Annotated in this window: 1 protein-coding gene; it reads right to left on the reverse strand. The window is 77.2% G+C overall.

Annotation, left to right across the window (positions count from 1 at the left end):
- On the reverse strand, window positions 1-314 hold a 314-nt coding region (locus tag AC1DFM_RS34855; RefSeq protein WP_477081394.1), incomplete at its 3' end, for a CoA transferase.
- Window positions 315-403 lie beyond the last annotated feature (89 nt).

Consider the following 403-nt stretch of genomic DNA (forward strand, 5'->3'; position numbering starts at 1 on the left):
GGCCGGTAGCCCTCGACGAGGACGTCGGCCCTCTCGACGAGCGCGAGGGCGGTGGCGAGGCCGTCGGGGTGCTTGAGATCCAGCAGGACGGACGGGCGCCCGCGCCGCAGCACGTCGGCTTCGGGCGCGAGGGGGACGGGCAGCGAGGGGCCGCCGGGTCGGTCGACGCGGATCACGTCGGCCCCGAGGTCGGCGAGCAGCATCGCCGCGAACGGTGAGGGGCCGATGCCGGCCAGCTCGACGACCCGCACCCCGGCGAGCGGGCCCGTGCGCCGCGTGTCGTTCGGGGCGCGGTCACCGGCCGGGTCGGTCACGACCGGTCGCGACCTGACCGGTCGAGCAGGATGCCGAGGACGCCGGCCAGGCCGGTGCCGAGGAGCGCCCCGAGGGAGCCGATGTAGAG

This window comes from Chitinophaga sp. 05T412 (assembly GCF_056396465.1).